This is a genomic window from Novosphingobium sp. BL-52-GroH (assembly GCF_044813085.1).
Taxonomy (GTDB): Bacteria; Pseudomonadota; Alphaproteobacteria; order Sphingomonadales; family Sphingomonadaceae; genus Novosphingobium.
Genome location: NZ_CP171149.1, coordinates 1,548,836 through 1,563,050, shown reverse-complemented (window position 1 = coordinate 1,563,050; position 14,215 = coordinate 1,548,836). Strand labels below are relative to the sequence as shown.

At 66.0% G+C, this 14,215-nt stretch carries 10 protein-coding genes; 6 read left to right on the top strand and 4 right to left on the bottom strand.

Translation table 11 applies throughout. The annotated features are described in order from the left end of the window. Positions 1 to 166 precede the first annotated feature (166 nt). The 3 genes from ACFFDA_RS06755 to ACFFDA_RS06745 all read left to right on the top strand — a co-directional run bounded on the left by ACFFDA_RS06755 (position 167) and on the right by ACFFDA_RS06745 (position 2,910). Complete coding sequence (locus tag ACFFDA_RS06755; protein WP_404477230.1) at positions 167 to 1,279, top strand: LLM class flavin-dependent oxidoreductase; 1,113 nt, start codon at positions 167 to 169, stop codon at positions 1,277 to 1,279. A 68-nt stretch (positions 1,280 to 1,347) separates the two neighbouring features. After that, positions 1,348 to 2,283 (top strand): SMP-30/gluconolactonase/LRE family protein, encoded by a 936-nt coding sequence (locus ACFFDA_RS06750; protein ID WP_404477228.1) that lies wholly within the window; start codon positions 1,348 to 1,350, stop codon positions 2,281 to 2,283. A gap of 54 nt (positions 2,284 to 2,337) precedes the next feature. Continuing rightward, positions 2,338 to 2,910, top strand: coding sequence for a TetR/AcrR family transcriptional regulator (locus tag ACFFDA_RS06745; RefSeq protein ID WP_404477226.1), 573 nt, complete (start codon positions 2,338 to 2,340; stop codon positions 2,908 to 2,910). A gap of 111 nt (positions 2,911 to 3,021) precedes the next feature. Here ACFFDA_RS06745 and ACFFDA_RS06740 read toward each other — a convergent pair whose 3' ends face one another. Next, entirely contained in the window at positions 3,022 to 4,158 is a 1,137-nt protein-coding gene (locus ACFFDA_RS06740) for an LLM class flavin-dependent oxidoreductase (RefSeq protein ID WP_404477224.1), read from the bottom strand. 324 nt (positions 4,159 to 4,482) lie between these two features. On the opposite strand from ACFFDA_RS06740, the gene ACFFDA_RS06735 reads away from it, so the two are divergent. Continuing rightward, on the top strand, positions 4,483 to 5,145 hold the full coding sequence (locus ACFFDA_RS06735; RefSeq protein WP_404477222.1) for a TetR/AcrR family transcriptional regulator: 663 nt from the start codon (positions 4,483 to 4,485) through the stop codon (positions 5,143 to 5,145). Between the two features lie 39 nt (positions 5,146 to 5,184). Next, entirely contained in the window at positions 5,185 to 6,018 is an 834-nt protein-coding gene (locus ACFFDA_RS06730; RefSeq protein WP_404477220.1) for an enoyl-CoA hydratase-related protein, read from the top strand. A gap of 33 nt (positions 6,019 to 6,051) precedes the next feature. On the opposite strand, the gene ACFFDA_RS06725 is transcribed toward ACFFDA_RS06730, so the two are convergent. From ACFFDA_RS06725 to ACFFDA_RS06715, 3 genes are all read right to left on the bottom strand, one after another. Further along, complete coding sequence (locus tag ACFFDA_RS06725; RefSeq protein ID WP_404477219.1) at positions 6,052 to 7,122, bottom strand: endonuclease/exonuclease/phosphatase family protein; 1,071 nt, start codon at positions 7,120 to 7,122, stop codon at positions 6,052 to 6,054. Between the two features lie 271 nt (positions 7,123 to 7,393). Continuing rightward, the gene (locus tag ACFFDA_RS06720; RefSeq protein ID WP_404477217.1) at positions 7,394 to 7,564 is read right to left on the bottom strand and encodes a hypothetical protein; all 171 of its coding nucleotides are present in this window, start codon (positions 7,562 to 7,564) and stop codon (positions 7,394 to 7,396) included. A gap of 193 nt (positions 7,565 to 7,757) precedes the next feature. Further along, the gene (locus ACFFDA_RS06715; protein WP_404477215.1) at positions 7,758 to 11,150 is read right to left on the bottom strand and encodes a PAS domain S-box protein; all 3,393 of its coding nucleotides are present in this window, start codon (positions 11,148 to 11,150) and stop codon (positions 7,758 to 7,760) included. A gap of 280 nt (positions 11,151 to 11,430) precedes the next feature. On the opposite strand from ACFFDA_RS06715, the gene ACFFDA_RS06710 reads away from it, so the two are divergent. Then, positions 11,431 to 14,118, top strand: coding sequence for a LuxR C-terminal-related transcriptional regulator (locus tag ACFFDA_RS06710; RefSeq protein WP_404477213.1), 2,688 nt, complete (start codon positions 11,431 to 11,433; stop codon positions 14,116 to 14,118). Positions 14,119 to 14,215 lie beyond the last annotated feature (97 nt).

Genomic DNA, 14,215 nt, shown 5'->3' with positions numbered 1-14,215 from the left:
TTGCTCCAAAATTTCCTGAAAACAGCCAATTGATTACGCTTTATAGGATGTCGAGTGAATAGGCTGTGGACGATCGATGCCACCTCCGAGGCAGAAAATCGATCTTGCGCTATCGCCCTAATAGTGATTAGGCTAAGCAAGCGAATCAGGAATGGGAGATAGAGTCATGGACGTTGGGTTGGGGCTGACTTTTCAGAACCTGCACGATCAGGTGTCGGACGTTGACGTGTTCCGGCACGAACTCTCGCTGGCGGCGCGCGCAGAAGATCAGGGCTTCGATTCCGTCTGGACTCCCGAGCACCACTTCACAGGCTATATGATGACCCCCAATGTCCCGCAGTTCCTCTCGTGGGTCGCCGGGCAGACCAAGCGCATCAAGCTCGGCACCACGGTCACCGTCCTGCCCTGGCAGAACCCGGTCCGGATCGCCGAGAGCTTCCTGCTGCTCGACCAGCTTTCGGATGGCCGCGCGGTCCTGGGCATGGGCCGGGGCCTGGGCAAGGAGGAGTTCGACGGTTTCGACGTGCCCATGGGCGAGGCGCGCAAGCGTTTCCGCGAATATGCCGAAGCGCTGCTGCAAGGCCTGGAAACCGGCGTGATGGAATATGACGGCGAATACCTGAAGCAGTCGCGCGTCGAACTTCGGCCGCGCCCTTATGCAAGCTATCGCGGGCGCGTCTTCGCTTCGGCAGTCTCCCCCGAATCCGTGAAGCTGATGGCCAACCTCGACGTCGGCCTGATGATTATCGCGCAGAAGCCGTGGGACAAGGTCGACGAGGACCTTGCGACCTATCGCGAGCGCTTCCGCGCCGCCAACGGGCGCAAGGCCCCCAAGCCGGTCGTCGTGTGCTTTGTCGCCGCGCACGAGGACCCTGCGAGGGCAAAGGAGTTACGCGACAAGTATCTCGTCGAATACGCCCGCTCGACTTCGTCCTTCTACCAGTTCGGCAACAAGGAATTCGCCAACATCGAGGGCTACGAATACTACGGCGCCCTCGCCCGCAGCGTGGAGAAGCACGGCATCGAGAAGTTCAACGAATTTCTTGCCGACCTGCAGATCTGGGGCCGACCCGAGGAAGTGGTCGAAAAGCTCAAGATCATGAAAGAGCGCTTCGACGTGGGCAAGTTCATCATCTACACCCAGTTCGGCGACATGCCCTTCGAGGTCGGTCTGGACAATTACGAACTGATCGCCCGTAAGGTCCTTCCCGCGCTCAAGGACATCGAGGTTTCGGTCGATCCGGTCGAAACCTCGGCAGGCCTGCAGCCGGCAGGCTGAGGGCCGGCGGAGCCAGCCAGTAACGAAAACGGGGGGATCAACCCGGAACATGCCGGAGAGTTCGAGCGATGATGGAAGGTGACGGCTGGCGGTGCCTGTGGGACGCCAAGGCGATCCTGGGCGAAAGCACGGTGTGGGACGCGCGCGACGGCTGCGTATACTGGGTCGATATCGAAGCGCCCTGCGTCCACTGGTACGAACTCGAGACTGGCAACCGGCAAAGCTGGTCGACGCCGGCGTGGGTGAGCGCGCTCGCGCCCCGCGCCAGCGGCGGCTTCATCGCCTCCAGCGCGGACGGGCTGGTCCACCTCGACCCGTGGCACCAGGTCTATCGGCCGATCCTCCAACCGATCCCGGACCCATCCAAGGCCCGTCTCAACGATGGCGTGACCGATCGCGCCGGCCGCTACTGGACCGGCTCCTGCGACACCGCGCAATGGGACGACAGCACCACCGCCGAGGACAAGGAAAGCTCGCTGAAGGACTTCGACGTGCGCAACACCGGCGAACTCTATCGCCTGGATGCGGACGGTTCTGTCTCGACGCAGGAGCGCGGCATCGTGACCGCCAACGGTCCCGCCTTCAGCCCCGACGGTCGCACCGCCTACGTCAACGATTCCATGCCGCTGGTGACTTGGGCCTACGACATGGACGAGCGGGGCGCCCTTTCGAACCGTCGCGATTTCTTGAACTTTCAGGCCGAGGACGGTTATCCCGACGGCATGGCGGTCGATGTCGAGGGGTGCATCTGGATGGCATTCTACGAAAGCTGGAAGCTGCGCCGCTTCGCGCCCGACGCCACGCTGCTCGAGGAGCGCCAGTTGCCGGTGATGCGTGGCCTGCGCCCTGCGTTCGGCGGGCGTGACTACGATCGCCTGTTCCTGGTCACCGGCTCGCAGGGCTATTCGAACGAGCGCTTCGGCCGGGAGCCGCTGGCCGGCGGATTGTTCGAGATACTCGCGCCGCCCGCACCCGGATTGCCGACGATCCCCTTTGCCGGCTGATCCGGCCGCGAGATCGGCCCTTCCATTGGCTGCCCGAACGGTTATTCGGCAGGTATGAACGATAGCGACTCCGGCAGAAAACGTATCCTCGACTCCGCGGCCTTCATCCTGCGGACCAAGGGCCTCGGCGCCGCCAGGCTGAGCGAAATCGCCCAGGGCGCCGGCATGCTCGCGCCCAGCATCTATCACCACTTCAAGTCCAAGGACGAAGTGGTCGAGCAGGTGATGCTGGCGGGCATCTACAACAACACCCGCCACATCGTCGCCAAAGTCGAAGTGCTCGGCCCCGACACCCCGCCTGCCGAACGCCTGCGTGCCGCGATCGTCGCCCATGTCGAGTTCCTGTTGTCGGGAGACGATTTCTCGTCCGCGGTAGCCCGGGTCTTCGACGACCTTCCCGGCGAGATGAAGCAGCGGGTCCTCGCTGCCTACGCGACTTTCGACAATTACTGGCGGGACCTGCTGGTGGCCGCCAGTCCGGCCGGGAAGGACGCGCAGGCCACCGTCGCGCGCAAGTTCCTGATCGCCATGCTCGATTCCTGCCCGACCTGGTATCGCGCCGGCCGCCTGGGCCCCACCCAGATCGCCAACCAGGCCGCCGACATTTTTCTCAACGGATTCCTTTAAGAGTAGGGATATGGCGTCATCCCGGATCGAGTCCGGGATGACGCGGAATCGAAAAGAGGCGCCGCCTTTCGGCAGCGCCCCAGTTACCCGGAGAGAGTCCGGAGGGTAGATTCAGGCGTCGGCTGTAGCTGTGGCCCTGCTGCTTTCGGGAAGCTTGACGCGCGGGGCCACTTCCTTGGCCAGCAGTTCGAGCGAGTGGAACCAGGGTTCCGGATTATCGTAATAGTCGTGCGATTCGACCTGCAGGGTGCCCCAGCCGCCGCACTGCTCGAACAGCACGTTGAGCTTGTCGACGACGGTATCGGGCGAACCGACGACGAAGACCTTGTCGACCAGGAATTCCAGATCGGCGTCGTTGGGGTCGATGCCATGGTCCTTGGCAAACCCGTCCATCATGCCGAAGCGCTTCCAGATCGGGATCAGATAGCGTTCGAAGCAGTAGCCGATCGGTCCTTCCATCGCTTCGCGCTTGGCTTCTGCGTCGGTATCCGCGCAGAACACGGTCTGCGAGACGGCATGGCGCGCACGATCCGGGGTGAAGCCGGCGGCGATGTTCGCTTCCGAGTAGATCTGCCAATGCCGCTTGAGCGCATCTAGCCCGGAATAGATCGAGACCGGCTTGTAGTTCTGCTCGCCCGCCAGCTTCATCGAAGGCGAATTGGCGCTGAATCCGGTCACCGCGATCTCGGGGAAAGCGCCGTTCCACGGCGAGAAATCGGCGAGCATGTGCTGCTCGTCCTCCTCGGTCTCCGGCGCATCTTCCTGCGGATAGCCGGCATCCCAGTACTTGCCTTCGAAGTAGAACGGTTCGCGCGCCCAGATTTTCTTCATGATCGACAGCGATTCACGGACCATGTCGTTGAGCATCACCGGTTCGGCATCCTTGATGCCGTGGATGTACGAGGCCTGCGGATAGGCGCCGGCCCCAATCCCGAGGAAATAACGACCTTCGAGGATCTGCGAGAGCCAGCCCACCATGATCGCCAGCTTGGCAGGATGCTGGTGCGGCAGGATGTGGGCCATCGGGGCGAAGCTGATGTTTTCCGTCTGCAGTGCGGCGGCGGCCATGATGAGTTCCGGATTGGGAATGTTTTCCCAGATCTGCGAGGCATGCTCGGAGATCATCATGGTATCGAAGCCCGCCTTGTCGCAGGCGACCGAGTTCTGGACGCCCCACTCGAACGTCTGTCGGGCGGTGCGGCCCGGGCGCATGTAGGGATGGAAAATAAGGCCGGTCTGCATGACCATCAGCGCTCTCCTTGCTACGTTTTTTCTCTTCGGTGACCTGCGACTCCGGCAAGCCAGCCTAACGAGTGATAGGCTAGACATTTTAAAACAGGTGTAAAGGGGCAATCTACATGGTGCACCCGAGCGCCGCAATTGCTGCAAGCGCGTAAGGGATTAGCAGTGGGTGAGCATGTGCAGCATAAATTGCACGTTATTAGAGCTAATTTTGATAGTTTCCGGGGCGGCGCAAAGTGCAAATAGCGGGATGGCGCTTTGGATATGTCTGGCACTCGCCGCAAAATCGGGTCATAAACCGTAACAATATGCAAACGGATGACTTAGATTTTGGCAAAAGAAACCACTGAGGCTCGCAAGAGCACCGCAGAGATCGAGGAACTGGATGCCAAAACACGGCTCATCCTGACCGGCGAGAGGCTGTTCGCCGAAGTCGGCATCCAGGGTGTGTCGATGCGTGAGATCGCCGCGAAGGCGGGCCAGGGAAACCACTTCGCGGTCCAGTATCACTTCGGCTCGCGCGAGGGCCTGGTCCAGGCCATCTTCGATTTCCGCATGCAGCAGATGGAGCCCATGCGTGGCGCGATGATCGCCGATCTCGAAGCTCGCGGACGGTCGCGCGACGCCCGTTCCATCCTCGAGGTCATCCTGCTGCCGCAGCTCCACCTCGACGGCGGCACGAACCGCTCTTACGGCACGTTCCTGTCGCAGTACCTGCTGCATGGTGAGTGGGACGAATTCGGCCAGTTTGGCGGGGAAGCCCCGCCGCGCCTCAACCGCGCGATGGAACTGCTGCGCGAACGGGTCGACTATCTTCCGCCCCATGTTGCCCAGCGACGGCTGGTGAACGTCAGCCTGATGTTCCTCAACCTGCTTGTCCGCCACAGCCGCATGGAGGCGCACGAATTCCCCGAAACATTCGAGCACGCGCTGGAAGACACGATGGAGCAGATCGTGATGGCCATGTGCCTGCCCCTCCGGCTGCAACCCTGACGGGGCATTCTGACGACAACCAAAAAAGTGGGAACGAAAATGACCGACGGCACTATCGACGGAATCCGGGTGGAACCGGGCAAAGCGATCGACTGGATCGTGCTGGACCGGCCCCAGGCCGCCAATGCGTTCTCACGCGAGATGCTCGCGCAGTTCGGCGTGGTGCTTCAGCGCCTGAAGACGCAAGGCGCGCCCGTGATCGGTATTCGCGGCGCCGGCCGGGGCTTCGGCTCGGGCATGGATCTGGGCCAGTACAATGCGGAGGGCAGTCCCATGGAGGACGTCACCAGACTGTCGGGTTACGTCGACTTGTGGCGCGAGATCTGGCGCCATCCCAAGCCGGTGATCGTCGCAGTGCACGGCTATTGCATCGGCGTCGCCGCGCAGATGGCGGGATTTGCCGACATCCTCGTCGTGGCCGAGGACGCCGCCATCACCGAGCCGACCATACCCATCGGCGGCGGCTTCATCGCCCCGACCTGGGTGCACCAGGTGGGCGGCAGGCGGGCCAAGGAGTTCGCCTTCCTTCCCGGCAACAGCATCGACGGCAGGACGGCAGTGGAGTGGGGATGGGCCAACGCGGCGGTGCCGGCGACGAACCTCGTCGCCTGCGTCGAGAGCCTGGCAGCGCGCATCGCCCTCGTCCCGCCCGGCGTGCTGGCGATGAAGAAGCGCTCGATCAATCGCGCGATGGAGGCGGCAGGCTGGGACCAGACCCTTTCCGCAGTCGCGGAGAGCGATGCGATCCTGCACCTGGAACCGGAAGTCCGGCGAATCCGTAGCGATCTGGCGACCAAGGGTCTCAAAGAGACAGTGGCGGAGTTTCGGGGGCCAGGCTCGCAGGAGATTTTCCGGGCCTACGCGAAACCCTGAAAGCCCGTTCCAACGGCGAGGCTATCGATCCGATCAGCATCCGGGCGGGGTCAGGGCAGCGGGCCAGGTCAGCTCGTAAGTGACCAGGAAGCCGTCGTGGTCGGACAGGGCAGGCCCGCTCGGCCCGCCATCGAAGACCGCTTCGACCCGGACGGGGCGGACGTTCACAACGTCGCCCCGCCAGAAAAGCTGGAGATCCTGCGTATCCATCCAGGGCTCGTCGCCATCCCACGACATTCTCACGTCGCACCCCGAAGCGGGATTGGCGCAGACCTTGTGGACGACCTCGAGCGACTGGTAGCGCGAGAAATTGCTCCATCGTCCCTCGGAATGGCGCATGTTGAAGTCGCCGCCGAAGATCACGGGATAGCGGTCGTCGTGGGTCCTATCGATGAATTTCGAGGCTTCCAGCGACTGGCGCTCATGCGCGGCGAGGTTCCGCGCGGCCGGCGCGCGCGAAGCGCCCCGGGAATTCATGTGCGTGTCGTAGAGGTCGACGGGTGTCGGAATACCGGGAATGAGGATGCGGGCGAGGACGATCCCCTTGTTGCTCAGGCAATCGAGCCCGGCGCAAGATCGGCGGCCGTAGGCGGCGCGCTCGCTATGGATGATTGCATAGCGCGAGGCGATGGCCAGCCCGCCGCCGGTAAGGTGGATGCCCAGTTCGCCCCGCTTGAGCTTCGACTTGCCCGGCAGCGGGGCGGTCGTGCCGCCATCCGGTTTCGTCGTCCGGCGCGGCCCGGTGATGATCGCCGGGAAACCCGTGACGGCGACGGCCTTCTTTGCCGGGCCGCTGAACATCTCCTGGAACATCACGACGTCCGGCCCGTCGCCGCCCAGGCGCAGCGCGTGCAACCGCTCGCCGATTGCACGCAGCTGGTCCGCTCTCCCAGCGCGCGCAGGCCACCCGAGGCCTTCGATGTTGTAGGTGAGGACGCGGAGCCGGGTGGACGCGGTCGAGCCATCATCCGATAGGCGTACCTGCGGCGGCGGAGCCGCGCTGCAAGCGATCGACCGCACGGGGGGAGGCGTGCCGCAAGCCGAGATTGCGAGCGCGGCAACCGCGATCGAGGCATGTCGCCGGGCCCTTCGGGACCGGATCATGGCGTCGATCCGTTGCCGGCGACGACGAAAGCCACTTTTGTCATCAGAGCCTCTATCTGGACCGTTCCTGCCGATGATTCGCAGAAAAAAGCGTACCTTGCGGGACACTTGGAAGATAGCGCTGAGGACGGCGCGCTTCCAATGCCCCCGAATTGACGTGATCCGATGAACCGACGTTCAAATCGAAGAACGCCAGTTTCGCGTCGGGGCGTATTCCGGGCAGAAAGCCCTGGGGGACCGGTGCGCGCCCATCCTCGATTCGTTGTTTGCATCACGTCCCAACCCTTTGTTTTGCAATGAAGGATCGCGAAAGAGTCGCCGGCATCGTCGTGCTCTGCTGCTGACCGCCCTGCTCGCATTTTGCCCATTCGCCGGGCTCGGCACACCTGACCAGGATCGTCATCGAGAAACGGACGCCGATCGCGCCGACGAGGACGGCCACGTTCGCGTCATGAGGCTGGCAGGACATTCCGCCGACACCAACTTACCTCGCCCAGCGGCTCCGTGCCGCCGGGAATTTTCTTTGAAATGCATGTTTCACAGGGGCTTGGAAATCATATCGGTGATGCGACGTGAAGTTGCCAGCGGCCGGGCGGCTGGGCAGGCGTTCGGGAAACAGGAGTTCGTCACCCCGCCTAGGCGCCCTGCTCGAACTTCGCGAGGCTGTCGAGGATCATCACGGCAGTGAATGGCTTGCCGACCGTCACCACACGGGCGTCGTCGACCGGAGGTTGTTCGCCCGCCGCGGTGGCGAGGACGACCGGCAGATCCGCATAGAGGCCGCGAATTTCCCGCAGCAGGTCGTGTCCGTCCTTGTCCGGCAGGTCGGGATCGACGACGATCGCGTCGTAGCGGCCGCGCGCTGTACGCAGCATCTCGAGCGCTTCCGTCGCGCTGGCAGCGGGCTCGACCGGGAAGCCCGCCGCCGCCAGAGCTTCGGAAGCGAGCAGGCGTACCGTCGGGTCCGCCTCGACCATGAGCAGGCGCCGACCGGCACCGGCATCGAGGAGTTCACGTACGCGTTCGGCAAGATCGCGCGAGGTGAAGGGCTTGGCGAGCAGTTCCACTCCGGCGTCGAGGCGCCCCCCGTGGACGATGGCGTTGCGGGTATAGCCGCTGGTGAACAGCACCTTGAGCGAGGGCCTCACCTGGCGCGCCGCGTCGCTCAGTTCCTTGCCCGACATGCCCGGCATGACGACGTCCGTGAACAGCAGGTCGATGGCGACCTCGCGACGGGCGATTACGCGCAGCGCCGCCGCACCGTCGCCCGCCTCGAGTACGTGGTAGCCCAGTTCGCGCAGGACTTCGGCAGAGAAGGCGCGCACTTCCTCGTCGTCCTCGACCACCAGGATCGTCTCGCCATCGACGCTGCGCCCTTCGACGCGGGCGAGGTCGGCGTTGTCGTCGGTGGCGATGTTGCCGACGTAGCGCGGCAGGTACATCTTGACGACCGTGCCGCGCCCTTCCTCCGAGTGTACGGTGACGTGCCCGCCGGACTGCTTGACGAAGCCGTAGACCTGGCTGAGCCCGAGCCCGGTGCCGCGCCCGATTTCCTTGGTCGTGAAGAACGGCTCGAACACGCGGGCGAGATGCTCGCGCGGCATGCCCGTGCCGGTATCGCTCACCGCGACCACGACGTAGTTGCCGGTGGGCACTTCGCTATGCGCGGTGGCATAGTCGCCGTCGAGGTGGGCATTGGCGGTCTCGATCGTCAGGCTGCCGCCCTGGGGCATCGCGTCGCGCGCGTTGACCGCCAGGTTGATGAGAGCATTCTCCATCTGGTTGGGATCGGCCTCGACCGGCCATAGCCCGGGGCTTGTGACCACTTCCAGGCGGACCATCTCGCCCAGCGAGCGGTTGAGCAGTTCCGACATGCCGGCGACCAGCCTGTCGAGGTCGAGCGGCTTGGGCGAAAGCGGCTGGCGCCGGGCGAAGGCCAGCAGGCGCTGGGTCAGCGCGGCGGCGCGCTCGGCCCCCTTCATGGCGTTGTCGATCGAGCGCCGGGCACGGGCGACGCCGTCTTCCTTGTCGAGAGCGCGGCCGGCGATGTCCATGTTGCCGGTGATGATCGTCAGCAGGTTGTTGAAGTCGTGGGCAATGCCGCCCGTGAGTTGGCCCACCGCCTCCATCTTCTGCGACTGGCGCAACTGGTCCTCGACGGCGCGCTTCTCGGTGAGGTCGCGGGTGATCTTGGCGAAGCCGACGAGCTGCCCGCCCTCGTCGCGGATCGCATCGACGGCGACATTGGCCCAGAACTCGGTGCCGTCCTTGCGCACCCGCCACCCTTCGGCCTCGGCCTTGCCAACGCGGGTCGCGGTCTCGAGCATGCGGTCGGGCATTCCCGCCTGCCGGTCCGCTTCGGTGTAGAACGTGGAGAAATGCCGGCCGACGATCTCGGCGGCGGCATAGCCCTTCACGCGCTCGGCGCCCGCATTCCACTTGGTCACGCGCCCTTCGGGATCGAGCATGTAGATCGCATAGTCCGTGACGCCGTCGACGAGGATGCGGAAGCGGTGCTCGCTTTCCTCGAGACGGTCGAACGCGGCCTGAATTTCACGCGTGCGCTCGTCGATCCGGCGTTCCAGCGTCGCGTTGAGGTCCTTGAGCGCGGCTTCGGCGGCGCGCTGCTCGGTGATGTCGGTATGGACGCCGACCCAAAGCTCGATCCGGCCGGCCTCGTCGAGGATCGGCACGGCCCGGATGCTGTAGTGTCCCCACTCGCCATCCTTACGGCGCAGGCGGTGCTCGAATACGAAAGGCGTGCGGGTGGCGACGGCGCGTTCCCACGCCGCGACGGTGGGACCGGCATCATCGGGATGGACGCAGGCGCTCCAGCCATAGCCTTCATATTCCGCGCGGGTCTGCCCCGTGAGCGCCGACCAGCCCGGTTGCTCGCCCTCCATCCGCCCCTCGGGCGTGTTGGTCCACAAGACGCCCTGCACGGCGTCGACGGCAGCGCGGAAACGACGGTTGCTCGCCCGCAGATCGGCCTCGGCGGTGCGCCGCGCCGTCAGTTCGCGGCCCGACAACTGGTGGAGGCGGGCATTGTCGATGGCTATGGCGGCATGGCCGGCGATGCCGAGCACGACGGTCTCGTGCTCCTGCGTGAACTGCGCCTCGCGGTGATGTCCGAAGAACAGGCCGCCATGGACTTCGCCCGTGCGCGAAACGACGGGGACGGCCAGGTAGCTGGCGACCGGCAGGTGCCCTTCCGGCATGCCGTGGCGCGGCGCATTGCGGCCATAGCGCGGATCGCGGCGGATATCGTCCGAGCGCACGACCCCTTCGCCGGTGAACGTGGGTGCGAAGACCGCGGTTTTGCGCGGCATGGGGAATCCCGAGAACGCCTCGCGCGGGACACCCGAGAGGCTGTAGAGCATGTAGCTCTCGCCCTCCTCGTTCACCAGATTATAGAAGAACGCGCCGAATTCCGCGCCAGTCAGCTCTACGCCCGCATCGGTGATGGTCTGGACGATATGGTCGAGGTCACGTTCGGCCGCCACCGTGACGCCGGTGCGGTTGAGGATCTCGAACGAGTTCTGGAGCGCCACGTTGCTGATCGCCGCACCGACGAAGCCGGCCAGCATCTCGAGCAGCCGGACGGCCTCGGGATCGGGCGCGCCGGCCCTGGCCCAGTAAGCCCCGATCGCCCAGCGCGCCGCGCCCGCCTCCACCGGCACCATCGCCATCGACCGGACGAACGTGGGCCGATAGGCGGAATGCGGTACGCGCGGGTCGGAATAGATGTCGGCTATCACGGCCGGCTCGCCCTTGCGCATCACCCAGCCGGACACGCATTCCGAAAGCTTGAAGCGGCTGCCCTCCCACAAGGGCGCGATCGCATCCTCGGCGACGTAGTGGCAGTGATCGCCGTCGCGCTTGACGAAGGTGATCCCATCGGCCCCGACGACCTCGCGCGAGGCCGAGCGGACGACTTCCACCACCTCGTCGAGCGAGCGCACGCGCGCCAGCCGCTCGGCCGCGGCGAAGAGGGCTGGCCATTTACCGGAATCTGCTGGTGCCATCATGCCTCGGCCATGCAATCGGTCTTCGGCATAACGCCTTCGCCACGCACCGAAAAGGGCATTGCCGCACGCTTCGTCGCGGTTTTGCCGGTCAGGCCAAGGCGAGGTAGCGAAGGCAGGCGAAGACCGTCGCATCCAGCTCGATGGGAGAGCTGCAAGGACGCAGCGCCGGGCCGCCCGCCGATGCGGGACTTGAGCACGGCGGCGGCCTCGCCTAGGCTCCGGCCCGGAGAGCGCGCCTGGCAGGTCGATACGAATTTCACGACAGGATTCCCCGAGGCGCATGCACGAGCTGATTCGCACCAAAGTGGCCCCACCGATCTGGCTGGGCAGCCAGATCCGCCGGGACCTCCTGCTGGGGCGTCTCGACGATGCGCTGTCGCGCCGCATGACCCTGATCCACGCGCCGGCCGGCTACGGCAAGACCAGCCTGCTATCGCAATGGCGCCGGCGTTGCGAGGAGCGTTCGATCCTCATCGGCTGGCTGACGCTGGAACGCGAGGAGGCGGACCTCCAGCGCCTCGCCCGCTACATCATCCTCGCGCTGGACGACGGCGCCGGGGAGGAAACCTTCGCCGACCTGCCGCCGCGCACCGCGCTGTCCGCTATCATCAACCGCATCGCGCGCGAGGCGCGGCCGGTGGTGCTGATCTTCGACGACTTCCACCGGGTCGAGGGCACCGAGGTCAACGCCTTCCTGCAATCGCTGATCCGCCTCGCGCCCAGCAACTGCCATTTCGTGATCGCCTCGCGCGATTACCCGTGGCTGGGCCAGTCGGTGCTGGCGGCCGAGGAACAGCTTACCGAATTCACCAGCGACGACCTCAAGTTCAACCAGTCCGAAGCCGAGGCCCTGCTCGACCGGGCCCAGGCGCCGGGCCTTCCGGAGGACACGCTGGCCAGCCTCGTCGCGCGTTCGGAAGGCTGGCCGATCGCGCTGCAGCTCACTTCGCTTTCGCTCGGCCGCGGGATCGACCATGTCCGGCAGATCGCGCGCTTCAGCGGGTCCGCCTCGGACCTTGCCCGCTACCTGTCGGAGCAGGTGCTGACCTCGCTGCCGCCCGAGACGCAGGACCTCGTCGTCGCCACGGCTCTCCTCGACCGGCTGACCGGCGAGGCGGTGAACGCCCTTTGCGAGCGTGCCGACGGCTGGCTGGTGCTCGAACGGCTCGAACAGCAGGGCATGTTCCTCACGCCCGCCAGCGAGGCGCGCGAGAGCTACCGCTACCACCAGCTTTTCGCCGAATACCTGCGCGACCGGCTGGCGCGTCAGGACATCGTGCAATTCCGCCGGCTCCATGGCCGTGCCGCGCGCCATTTCGCCGCGAGCGGGGCGATCTCGGCGGCGATCGACCATGCCCTCCTCGCGCGGGACGGCGCCCTGGTCGCCGCGATCCTGGAGGACGGCGGCGGCTGGCGACTCATTGCCCAGGGCCACCTGGCGCTGGTCGAGGCGGCGCTGGCGCATCTCTCCACCGGCCAGATCGAAGCCAGCCCCCGCCTGGGCCTCGCGGCGATCTACGTTCAGATCAAGCATGGCCAGCTCACCCGCGCGCGCGAGGCCTACGACCGGCTCGCGGCGGAGGCGGGGAGCAGCGATGCCCCGGCGGGCCTGCGAGCCGAGTTGCGCGTGGTCGGCGACACCCTGGCGGATTGCGAGAACCTGCCCGTCACGCTCGACGACCTGCTCGCGCGCGAGGCGCTGCTGCGCGCGCTCCCGGCGAACGACCACCTCGTGCTGGCCAATTTCACCGAAACGCTGGCGGCCAAGTACCTTGAAGGAGGCTGGCTGGAACGGGCGCTCGAACCCCTGCTCGACGCGCGCGGCCATTACCAGGCGCTCGGCCTGCTCTATTCCGAGGTCTTCACGCACTTCCTGGAGGCCCGCATCCGCCACGCGCAGGGCCGTATCAACGACGCCGCGACGATCATGGCCGGCGTGCGCTCGCTCATCGAGGCCAACTTCGGCCCGCGCTGCGATCTGGCCGCCAACTGCGCGGCGTTCGAGGCGGAGCTGTTCTACGAACGCAACCGCATCGACGAGGCGCAGGCCCTGCTGGACTGGGCCCTGCCGCACTTGGAGCAGCAATCCGACGCCCGGGTGGACGTCTACGCCGCCGCCTATCTCACCGCCGCGCGCTGCGCCGCCAGCCGGCAGGGGCTGCAGGACGCCTTTGCGATCCTCGATCGCGCACAGGGCGTCGCCGCCGCCCGCCGTTTCCGACCGCTCGGCCTGCTCGCCTCGCTGTGCCGCCTGGAACTGCTGGTCACCACGCAGGCGCCGACGGCCGACGCGATCGCCTGTGCCCAAGCGCTCGATCTCGACGCGCTGGCCGATGCGATGGCGCTGGAGAGCCCGTGTTACCGATCCGTGGCCACGGCCGCCGCGACCTGCCGCGCCGCCCTGTCCCTGGCGCTCGGCGACCATGACCGGGCGCTGGCCGACCTTGCCGTCCTCCACCGCTGGGCCGCGCGCCACGGTGCCGGGCGCGCGCTCGTCGACACGCTGCTGTTGCAGTCGCAGGCGCTGGCCACGGCCGGTCGCGACGGCGAGGCGCAAGGAGCCTTCGACGCGGCGGTGGACATGTCGATGTTCCAGTCGCTGGTGCGCCCGTTCCTCGACTGGGAGCGCTTCGTGCGCCCGGCGCTGGCGGGCACGGCATCGGGCGGCGGCGGGGCCGACCGCTACCGCGCGCAGTTTCTCTCGATGCTGTCGCGCGCGCTCGCCGCGCAGACCCAGCCCTGCGACGATGGCGCGCTCAACGAGGCCGAGGCGGAAATCCTCGGCCATCTCAGCCAGGGCTATTCGAACAAGGAGATCGCCCGGCTGATCGGCATGTCGCCCGACACCGTCAAGTACCGGCTCAAGTCGATCTTCCGCAAGATCGGCGTCGACAAGCGCCGCGACGCGGTGCGTGTGGCCCAGGAACGCGGGCTGATCGAACCGGCGACAGGGACGAGATCGTCGTGACCGGCCGGGCGACCTCCGGCACCAAGGTCGCAACCGACATCATGGAAACTGCCGCAACCGGTCAGCGTCGCCGCCGCCCCCGAGATCACTCTCTGAA